9 protein-coding genes are annotated in these 10237 nt (G+C 70.4%); all 9 read left to right on the top strand.

The genetic code is table 11. The features are described 5' to 3' along the window. The first annotated feature begins 167 nt into the window (after positions 1-167). The 9 genes from BFF76_RS03710 to aroQ all read left to right on the top strand — a co-directional run bounded on the left by BFF76_RS03710 (position 168) and on the right by aroQ (position 10155). Complete coding sequence (locus tag BFF76_RS03710) at positions 168-614, top strand: DUF948 domain-containing protein (protein WP_065847158.1); 447 nt, start codon at positions 168-170, stop codon at positions 612-614. Positions 615-621: 7 nt separating this feature from the next. Then, complete coding sequence (locus BFF76_RS03705; RefSeq protein ID WP_031097738.1) at positions 622-918, top strand: DUF6167 family protein; 297 nt, start codon at positions 622-624, stop codon at positions 916-918. After that, positions 918-3587 (top strand): alanine--tRNA ligase, encoded by a 2670-nt coding sequence (gene alaS / locus BFF76_RS03700; RefSeq protein ID WP_065847155.1) that lies wholly within the window; start codon positions 918-920, stop codon positions 3585-3587. Before BFF76_RS03705 ends, alaS begins: the two co-directional genes overlap by 1 nt. Positions 3588-3595: 8 nt before the next feature. Continuing rightward, a complete protein-coding gene (gene ruvX, locus BFF76_RS03695; RefSeq protein WP_199831492.1) occupies positions 3596-4069 on the top strand; it encodes a Holliday junction resolvase RuvX in 474 nt (157 codons plus the stop codon). Between the two features lie 100 nt (positions 4070-4169). Next, positions 4170-5909, top strand: coding sequence for an endolytic transglycosylase MltG (mltG, locus tag BFF76_RS03690; RefSeq protein WP_065847153.1), 1740 nt, complete (start codon positions 4170-4172; stop codon positions 5907-5909). After that, positions 5896-6738, top strand: coding sequence for a shikimate dehydrogenase (locus BFF76_RS03685; RefSeq protein WP_065847151.1), 843 nt, complete (start codon positions 5896-5898; stop codon positions 6736-6738). The genes mltG and BFF76_RS03685 overlap by 14 nt, the downstream gene beginning before the upstream one ends. A 149-nt stretch (positions 6739-6887) precedes the next feature. Continuing rightward, on the top strand, positions 6888-8072 hold the full coding sequence (aroC, locus tag BFF76_RS03680; RefSeq protein WP_031097748.1) for a chorismate synthase: 1185 nt from the start codon (positions 6888-6890) through the stop codon (positions 8070-8072). Continuing rightward, positions 8069-9715, top strand: a complete 1647-nt coding sequence (aroB, locus tag BFF76_RS03675; RefSeq protein WP_079122298.1) for a 3-dehydroquinate synthase — start codon at positions 8069-8071, stop codon at positions 9713-9715. The genes aroC and aroB overlap by 4 nt, the downstream gene beginning before the upstream one ends. Continuing rightward, on the top strand, positions 9712-10155 hold the full coding sequence (gene aroQ / locus BFF76_RS03670) for a type II 3-dehydroquinate dehydratase (protein WP_031097755.1): 444 nt from the start codon (positions 9712-9714) through the stop codon (positions 10153-10155). Before aroB ends, aroQ begins: the two co-directional genes overlap by 4 nt. The last annotated feature ends 82 nt before the right edge of the window (positions 10156-10237 follow it).

The following is a 10237-nucleotide window of genomic DNA, read 5'->3' as shown; positions in this document are numbered from 1 at the left end:
GTAATCCGGTACGGCGCGTCCTGCCCGGCGCGATAGGCTCGGGGGACGACGATCGGCAGTGGTGGCGGGACGCGCCGGCCGAGCAGTGACAGGCAGATACCGGCCGGGAGAAGATCCGGCCGATGCGGGCGACGAGCAGAGAGCGGTGCACTGTGTCCGGTGGAGAGGTGGCCGGCATCCTGGTGGCTGTCTTCTGGGCGATCCTGGTTTCCTTCCTCGCCGTGGCGTTGGCGAGGCTGGCCCAGACGCTCAAGGCGACCACCGCGCTGGTGGCGGACGTGACGGAGCAGGCTGTTCCGCTGCTCGCCGACGCCTCGGCCACGCTGCGCTCCGCACAGACCCAGCTCGACAAGGTCGATGCCATCGCGAGCGACGTCCAGGAGGTCACGTCCAACGCCTCCGCGCTCTCCACCACCGTCGCGTCGACGTTCGGCGGCCCGCTCGTGAAGGTCGCCGCGTTCGGCTACGGGGTGCGCCAGGCGCTGGGCCGCCGGACCGCTCCTGAACCGGAGCCGGCCGCCCGGGCCTCCCGTCGCAGCGTGATTGTCGGCCGTACCGTGCCGTCCGCCCAAAAGAAGCGGAACGGCCGAAGCCCCCGCGGACAGAAGGACTGACCCAGCGATGTTCCGCCGTACGTTCTGGTTCACCGCCGGCGCAGCCGCCGGCGTCTGGGCCACCACCAAGGTCAACCGCAAGATCAAGCAGCTGACTCCCGAGAGCCTCGCGGCGCAGGCAGCCGACAAGGCGATCGAGGCGGGTCACAAGCTGAAGGACTTCGCCCTTGACGTGCGTGAGGGCATGGTCAGGCGCGAGGCCGAACTGGGCGGGGCGCTCGGTATCGAGGCACCGGCCGAGCCCGAACTCATCGCCCACCGCACACTTCCCCGCAACTCGAACAACCGGAATGAGGACCACTGATGGAGTCGGCTGAAATTCGCCGCCGCTGGCTGAGCTTCTTCGAGGAGCGCGGTCACACCGTCGTCCCTTCGGCGTCGCTCATCGCGGACGACCCGACTCTGCTGCTGGTCCCCGCGGGCATGGTCCCCTTCAAGCCGTACTTCCTCGGCGAGGTCAAGCCGCCCGCCCCACGCGTCACCAGCGTGCAGAAGTGCGTGCGTACGCCGGACATCGAAGAGGTCGGCAAGACCACCCGGCACGGCACGTTCTTCCAGATGTGCGGCAACTTCTCCTTCGGGGACTACTTCAAGGAAGGGGCCATCGAGTTCGCCTGGGCGGCCCTCACGAACTCCGTCGCGGACGGCGGCTTCGGCCTCGACCCCGAGCGTCTGTGGATCACGGTCTACCTCGACGACGACGAGGCGGAGCAGATCTGGCGCGAGAAGATCGGTGTCCCGGCCGAGCGCATCCAGCGCCTCGGCAAGAAGGACAACTTCTGGTCCATGGGCGTCCCCGGCCCCTGCGGACCGTGCTCCGAGATCAACTACGACCGCGGCCCCGAATTCGGCGTCGAGGGCGGCCCCGCCGTCAACGACGAGCGCTACGTGGAGATCTGGAACCTGGTCTTCATGCAGTACGAGCGCGGCGCCGGCGACGGCAAGGAGGACTTCCCGATCCTCGGGGACCTGCCGTCGCAGAACATCGACACCGGACTCGGTCTCGAGCGCCTCGCGATGATCCTGCAGGGCGTCCAGAACATGTACGAGACCGACACCCTGCGCGTCGTCATGGACAAGGCCACCGAGCTCACCGGCGTGCGCTACGGCGCCGAGCACGGCTCCGACGTCTCCCTCCGGGTCGTCGCCGACCACATCCGTACGTCGGTGATGCTCATCGGTGACGGTGTCACCCCGGGCAACGAGGGCCGTGGCTACGTCCTGCGACGCATCATGCGCCGCGCCATCCGCAACATGCGGCTGATGGGCGCCACCGGCCCGGTCGTCCGTGAGCTCGTCGACGTCGTCGTCGACACCATGGGGCAGCAGTACCCGGAGCTGATCACCGACCGCAAGCGCATCGAGACCGTCGCCCTCGCCGAGGAGGCCGCCTTCCTCAAGGCGCTCAAGGGCGGCACGAACATCCTCGACACCGCCGTCACGGAGACCAAGGCCGCCGGCGGCAAGGTCCTGGCCGGCGACAAGGCGTTCCTGCTCCACGACACCTGGGGCTTCCCGATCGACCTGACGCTGGAGATGGCCGCCGAACAGGGCCTCGCGGTCGACGAGGACGGCTTCCGCCGTCTGATGAAGGAGCAGCGGGAGCGCGCCAAGGCCGACGCCAAGGCCAAGAAGACCGGACACGCCGACCTGTCCGCCTACCGCGAGGTCGCCGACAACTCGGGCGTCACCGAGTTCACCGGCTACACGAGCAACGAGGGCGAGTCGAAGATCGTCGGCCTGCTCGTCGACGGTGTGCCCTCGCCCGCCGCCTCGGAGGGGGACGAGGTCGAGGTCGTCCTCGACCGCACCCCCTTCTACGCCGAGGGCGGCGGCCAGCTCGCCGACCAGGGCCGGATCAGGCTCGACACCGGCGCGGTCATCCAGATCCGTGACGTCCAGCAGCCCGTCCCGGGCGTCTCGGTCCACAAGGGCTCGGTCCAGGTCGGCGAGGTGACGGTCGGGGCCTCCGCCTTCGCCGCCATCGACAACAGCCGCCGCCGCGCCATCGCCCGCGCCCACAGCGCCACCCACCTCACGCACCAGGCGCTGCGCGACGCTCTGGGCCCGACGGCCGCCCAGGCCGGCTCGGAGAACTCGCCCGGCCGCTTCCGCTTCGACTTCGGCTCGCCCGCCGCCGTACCCGGCACGGTCCTCACCGACGTCGAGCAGAAGATCAACGAGGTCCTCTCGCGGGAACTCGACGTCCAGGCCGAGGTGATGTCCATCGACGAGGCCAAGAAGCAGGGCGCCATCGCCGAGTTCGGCGAGAAGTACGGCGAGCGGGTCCGCGTCGTCACCATCGGCGACTTCTCCAAGGAGCTGTGCGGCGGTACGCACGTCGGCAACACATCCCAGCTTGGCCTGGTGAAGCTGCTCGGCGAGTCCTCCATCGGTTCCGGGGTGCGCCGCATCGAGGCACTGGTCGGCGTCGACGCGTACAACTTCCTCGCCAAGGAGCACACGGTCGTCGCCCAGCTCCAGGAGCTGGTCAAGGGCCGCTCCGAGGAGCTCCCGGAGAAGATCGCCGGCATGCTCGGCAAGCTGAAGGACGCCGAGAAGGAGATCGAGAAGTTCCGCGCGGAGAAGGTCCTGGCGGCCGCCGCCGGACTGGTCGACTCCGCCAAGGACGTACGGGGCGTCGCCCTGGTCACCGGACAGGTGCCGGACGGCACCTCGGCCGACGACCTGCGCAAGCTGGTCCTCGACGTGCGCGGACGCATCCAGGGCGGCCGGCCGGCCGTCGTGGCCCTGTTCACCACGGCCAACGGACGCCCGCTCACCGTCATCGCCACCAACGAGGCCGCACGCGAGCGCGGTCTCAAGGCCGGTGACCTGGTGCGCACCGCCGCCAAGACCCTCGGCGGCGGCGGTGGCGGAAAGCCGGACGTCGCCCAGGGCGGCGGCCAGAACCCGGACGCCATCGGCGACGCCGTCGCCGCTGTCGAGCGCCTCGTCACCGAGACGGCGTGACGCCGGACATGCCGCAGATGCGCCGTGGACGCCGACTCGCCGTCGACGTCGGCGACGCCCGGATCGGGGTCGCCTCGTGCGACCCCGACGGGATCCTCGCCACGCCGGTGGAGACCGTGCCGGGACGTGACGTCCCGGCCGCCCACCGGCGGCTCGGCCGCATCGTCGAGGAGTACGAGCCGATCGAGGTCATCGTCGGGCTGCCCCGCTCCCTGGGCGGTGGCGAGGGCCCGGCGGCCGCGAAGGTCCGCGCCTTCGCCCAGGTGTTCGCCCAGGCGATCGCGCCTGTCCCCGTGCGTCTCGTGGACGAGAGGATGACCACAGTGACGGCCACCCAGGGGCTGCGCGCTTCGGGCGTGAAGTCCAAGAAGGGACGGTCTGTCATCGACCAGGCTGCCGCTGTGGTGATCCTTCAGAACGCTCTGGAGTCCGAACGGGCGTCTGGCACTGCTCCGGGCGAGGGCGTCGAAGTGGTTGTCTGATCGCGATACGGTAACGTTCCGCGCGATGCGCCGGTGTTCGAACAGACACCGCACAGCAAAGCGAAGAGACGGAGCGTCGTCTCGCGGCTCAAGGGGATCGATGACTGAGTATGGCCGGGGCTCCGGCTCCGAACCGTGGCATCCCGAGGACCCCTTGTACGGGGACCAGGGATGGGGAGGCCACCAGGCCGCCCACGGCCAGGGCCAGTACGACGGCCAGCAGCAGCCCTACGCGCAGGACCCCTACGCCCAGCAGGGCTACCAGCAGGACCCTTACGCGCAGCCGCCGCAGCAGCACGACCCGTACGCACAGCAGCAGTACCAGCAGCAGCACGGCTCCCCGCAGGACCCGTACGGCCAGCAGCAGCCCCAGCAGCCCCAGCAGCCCCAGCAGCCCCGGCAGCCCCAGCAGCCGCAGTACGACGGCGGCTGGGACACCGGCCAGCAGGCGGCGATGCCGTACGGGGCCCAGCAGCCCCAGTACGGCAGCAACCCCGGCGGCTACGGCGAGCAGTCCGACCACTACGGCACCCCGGACGCCTACCCTCCGCCGCAGCCCCCGGGGCATCGCGAGGAGCCTGCGCAGCAGCGGAGTCCGGACTGGGACCCGGATGTGCCGCAGGAGGAGACGCATCCCTTCTTCACGGGCGCGGACCAGCCGGCCGACGGGCGTGACGCCCGCACCGGGTCCCGCGAGGACGACGAGTACGACGACGACCCGCGCGAGTCCCGGAGGAGCGGCGGCGAGCGCCGCGGCAAGGGCAAGAAGAAGAGCCGTAACGGCTGCGCGTGCCTGGGCGTCGCGGCGGTACTCGTCGGCGGTCTCGGCGGTGTGGGTTACTTCGGCTACTCCTACTACCAGAGCCAGTTCGGCGAGGTCCCCGACTACGCGGGCGACGGCACGGGCACGGTCGAGGTGGAGATCCCCGAAGGTGCCTTCGGGAACGAGATCGCGAGCATTCTGCAGAAGGCCGGCGTCGTGAAGTCGTCCGGCGCCTTCCTTTCCGCCCAGAACGGAAACCCCAAGGGGAAGTCCATTCAGGCCGGTGTCTATCTCCTGAAGAAGGAGATGTCCGGCGACAGTGCCCTCGAACTGATGCTCAACCCGAAGAGCCAGAACTCGCTGGTTATTCCCGAGGGAACGCGCAACATTCGTGTCTACGAGAAGATCGACGAAAAACTGGGCCTCAAGGCCGGCACGACCGCCGACGTCGCCAAGACCAAGTCGGGCAGTCTCGGCCTGCCCGAATGGGCGGACGAAGACCCTCTCATCAAGGATCCGATGGAAGGATTCCTCTACCCGGCTGCCTACCCGGTGTCGAAGGGTGCGAAGCCGGAGACGGTCCTGAAGAGCATGGTCGCGCGGGCGAACTCCGAGTACAGGAAACTCGACCTCGAGAAGGCCGCCAAGACGTACGATCTGGACGGCCCCTGGCAGGTGCTCACCGTCGCGAGCCTCGTCCAGGCCGAGGGCAAGACGCATGACGACTTCCGGAAGATGAGCGAAGTCGTCTACAACCGGCTCAAGCCCACCAACACCCAGACGAATCAGTTGCTCCAATTCGACTCGTCCTTCAATTATCTCAAGAAGCAGAGCAAGATCAACATCGGTGTGGCCGAGATTCACAAGAACAAGGACCCGTACAACACGTATACGCAGCCGGGTCTGACGCCCGGACCCATCAGTAACCCGGGCGCCGAGGCGCTGGCGGCGGCACTGAACCCGACCGCGGAAGGCTGGCTCTACTTCGTGGCGACCGACGGACAGCACAAGACCGAGTTCGCCAGGGACTACGACGAGTTCCTGAAGCTCAAGGAAAAGTTCGATGCCCTCGACTGAGGCCCGCAGGGCGGCCGTCCTCGGTTCCCCCATCGCCCACTCCCTGTCCCCGGTCCTGCACCGCGCCGCGTACGCGGAACTCGGCCTGGACGACTGGTCCTACGACCGGTTCGACGTGGACGAGGCAGCCCTTCCCGGATTCATCGAGGGCCTGGACTCCTCCTGGGCCGGGCTCTCCCTGACGATGCCGCTCAAGCGGGCGGTCATCCCGCTGCTGGACGGGATCAGCGACGCGGCGGCGGCGGTCGAGACGGTCAACACGGTCGTCCTCACGGAGGACGGCCGACGGCTCGGCGACAACACCGACATCCCCGGCATGATCGCCGCCCTGTCCGAACGCGGAGTCGAGAAGGTCGAGTCCGCCGCCGTCCTGGGCGCCGGTGCGACCGCGTCCTCGGCGCTGGCCGCTCTCGCGCAGATCTGCACCGGCCCGGTCACCGCCTACGTGCGCAGCGCGGCACGGGCGGACGAGATGCGCGGCTGGGGCGAGCGCCTCGGCGTCGAGGTCAGGATCGCTGACTGGGCCGCGGCGGACGAGGCTCTGCGCGCCCCTCTGGTGATCGCCACCACGCCGGCCGGTACCACGGACGCCCTGACGGACGCCGTCCCCGCGGCGCCCGGCACGCTGTTCGACGTGCTGTACGAGCCCTGGCCGACCGCGCTGGCGGCACGCTGGGCGGCGAGGGGCGGAATCGTCGTCGGGGGCCTCGACCTCCTCGTCCACCAGGCGGTGCTCCAGGCCGAGCAGATGACCGGACGCAGCCCGGGCCCGCTCGCCGTCATGCGGGCGGCGGGCGAACTGGCTCTCGCTGCACGGGAACGCGACTAGGGCCCGGTCGCAGACGTACCGTGAACCGTCCGTCTGCTGGACCGGAGGCGGGCCGGCCCTCCTGATCGTGGGAGGATCGGGGGTGGCGGGCCAGGGCCGCGCACCCGGTCGCGCCGTCGCAGTTACAGGCGCGAGCATGAGGAGCACCGTTGAGCAGGTTGCGCTGGCTGACCGCCGGAGAGTCGCACGGCCCCGCACTGGTGGCGACGCTGGAGGGTCTTCCCGCCGGTATCCCCGTCACCACGGAGATGGTGGCGGACGCGCTCGCCAGGCGACGGCTCGGTTACGGGCGCGGCGCCCGGATGAAGTTCGAGAGGGACGAGGTCACCTTCCTCGGCGGCGTCCGGCACGGCCTGACCATGGGCTCGCCCGTCGCGGTCATGGTCGGCAACACCGAGTGGCCCAAGTGGGAGCAGGTCATGTCGGCGGACCCCGTCGACCCCGAGGTGCTGGACGCCCAGGCCCGTAACGCTCCGCTGACCCGCCCCAGGCCCGGACACGCCGACCTGGCCGGTATGCAGAAGTACGGCTTCGACGAGGCCAGGCCGGTCCTGGAGCGCGCCAGCGCCCGGGAGACCGCGGCCCGTGTGGCCCTCGGCGCCGTCGCCCGCTCCTACCTGAAGGAGACCGCGGGCATCGAGATCGTCTCCCACGTCGTCGAGCTGGCTGCGGCGAAGGCGCCCTACGGCGTCCACCCGAAGCCCTCCGACGTCGAGCGGCTCGACGCCGACCCCGTGCGCTGCCTGGACGCCGAGGCGTCGAAGGCGATGGTCGCGGAGATCGACCAGGCCCACAAGGACGGCGACACCCTCGGCGGGGTCGTCGAGGTGCTGGCGTACGGAGTGCCGGTCGGGCTCGGTTCGCACGTGCACTGGGACCGCAGGCTCGACGCCCGGCTCGCCGCCGCCCTGATGGGCATCCAGGCCATCAAGGGCGTCGAGGTCGGAGACGGCTTCGACCTCGCCCGGGTGCCCGGCTCCAAGGCGCACGACGAGATCGTCGCCACCGAGGACGGGATCCGGCGCACCTCCGGCCGCGCCGGCGGCACCGAGGGCGGACTCACCACCGGTGAGCTGCTGCGGGTCAGGGCCGCGATGAAGCCGATCGCGACCGTGCCCCGCGCGCTCGCCACGGTCGACGTCGTCACCGGTGAGGCGGCCAAGGCCCACCACCAGCGTTCGGACGTGTGCGCCGTTCCGGCCGCCGGGATCGTCGCCGAGGCGATGGTCGCCCTGGTGCTGGCAGACGCGGTCGCGGAGAAGTTCGGCGGCGACAGCGTCGCCGAGACCCACCGCAACGTGCAGTCGTTCCTCTCCCACCTCCAGATCCGGTGAGCGGCCCCCTGATCGTCCTGGTCGGCCCGATGGGGGTGGGCAAGTCCACGGTGGGTGAGCTGCTTGCCGAGCGTCTGGGCAGCTCCTACCGCGACACCGACGCGGACGTCGTGGCCGCGGCCGGCAAGGCGATTCCCGAGATCTTCTTCGACGAGGGCGAGGAGCGCTTCCGCGCCCTGGAACGGCAGGCGGTGCGGGACGCGATCGCCGGGCACACCGGCGTCCTCGCCCTCGGTGGTGGCGCCGTGCTCGACGGGGAGACCCGCGCTCTGCTCGCCGGCCGGCCGGTCGTCTACCTCTCCATGGACGTGGACGAGGCCGTCCGCAGGGTCGGGCTCAACACGGCCCGCCCCCTCCTCGCCGTCAACCCGCGACGGCAGTGGCGCGAGCTCATGGACGCCAGACGGCCGCTCTACGAAGAAGTGGCCACTGTCACCGTCGCCACCGACGCACGCACCCCCGAAGAGGTCGCCCAGGCGGTCCTCGACGCAATGGAACTGCCGGAGCGCACGGTCGAGGCCGTGCCGTCCGGCCGGGAGAACACACGCATGACCGAGCAGGGCACCACGCGCATCCAGATCGCCGGCACGGCAGGCACCGACCCGTACGAGGTGCTCGTCGGCCGCCAGCTCCTCGGCGAGCTGCCGAACCTCATCGGTGACCGCGCCAAGCGTGTCGCGGTCCTGCACCCCGAGGCGCTCGCCGAGACCGGTGAGGCCGTCCGCGCGGACCTCGCGGCCCAGGGGTACGAGGCCATCGCGATCCAGCTGCCGAACGCAGAGGAGGCCAAGACCGTCGAGGTCGCCGCCTACTGCTGGAAGGCGCTCGGCCAGACCGGCTTCACCCGCACCGACGTCATCGTCGGGGTCGGTGGCGGAGCCACCACCGACGTCGCGGGCTTCGTCGCCGCGTCCTGGCTGCGCGGGGTGCCCTGGATCGCCGTACCGACGACCGTGCTCGCCATGGTCGACGCGGCGGTCGGAGGCAAGACCGGCATCAACACGGCCGAGGGCAAGAACCTCGTCGGCGCCTTCCACCCGCCGACCGGTGTGCTCTGCGACCTCGCCGCGCTCGACTCGCTGCCGGTCCACGACTACGTCTCCGGCATGGCCGAGATCATCAAGGCCGGCTTCATCGCCGACCCGGTCATCCTCGACCTCGTCGAGGCCGACCCCCAGGGCGCCCGTACGCCCGCGGGGCCGCACACCGCCGAGCTGATCGAGCGCTCCATCCGGGTCAAGGCCGAGGTCGTCGGCAGCGACCTCAAGGAGTCCGGCCTGAGGGAGATCCTCAACTACGGGCACACCCTGGCCCACGCCATCGAGAAGAACGAGCGCTACAAGTGGCGCCACGGCGCCGCCGTCTCGGTCGGCATGGTCTTCGCCGCCGAGCTCGGCCGGCTCGCCGGCCGCCTCGACGACGCCACTGCCGACCGGCACCGCGCCGTCCTGGAGTCTGTCGGGCTGCCGCTCACCTACCGCGGCGACCAGTGGCCGAAGCTCCTCGAGAACATGAAGGTCGACAAGAAGTCCCGCGGCGACCTGCTGCGCTTCATCGTCCTGGACGGCATCGGCAAGCCCACCGTGCTGGAGGGCCCCGACCCGGCCGTTCTGCTCGCCGCCTACGGGGAGGTCTCCGCGTGAGCGCCCGCAGGGTCTTCGTGCTCAACGGCCCGAACCTCGGACGGCTGGGCTCCCGCGAGCCCGACGTGTACGGGGCGACGTCCTACGCCGGCCTCGTCGACACCTGTCAGGCCCTCGGCAAGGAGCTCGGTTTCGACGTCGAGGTCCGCGAGACCAACGACGAGGGTGAGCTGATCCGCTGGCTCCACGAGGCGGCGGACGGTTCGATCCCGGTCGTTCTCAACCCGGGCGCCTTCACGCACTATTCGTACGGAATGCGGGACGCGGCCGCCCAGCGCACCGCCCCGCTGATCGAGGTGCACATCTCGAATCCGTACGCACGGGAGGAATTCCGCCACACCTCCGTGGTCGCCCCGGTGGCCACCGGCACGGTGGCGGGCTTCGGGATCGGCTCCTACCGGCTCGCCCTGCGTGCCCTGGCCGACGAACTGACGGACTGACACCGGGCACTTCGTGCCTTCCCCGCCCGTTCACCGCATGGCGGCCGGGGAAGGTACGGTTGCCGTCGACCAGCGCCAGTTG

Source organism: Streptomyces mutomycini (assembly GCF_001700505.1).
GTDB lineage: Bacteria > Actinomycetota > Actinomycetes > Streptomycetales > Streptomycetaceae > Streptomyces > Streptomyces mutomycini.
Note: the sequence above shows the minus strand (reverse complement) of the source record. Positions and strands in the feature narration are given on the sequence as shown.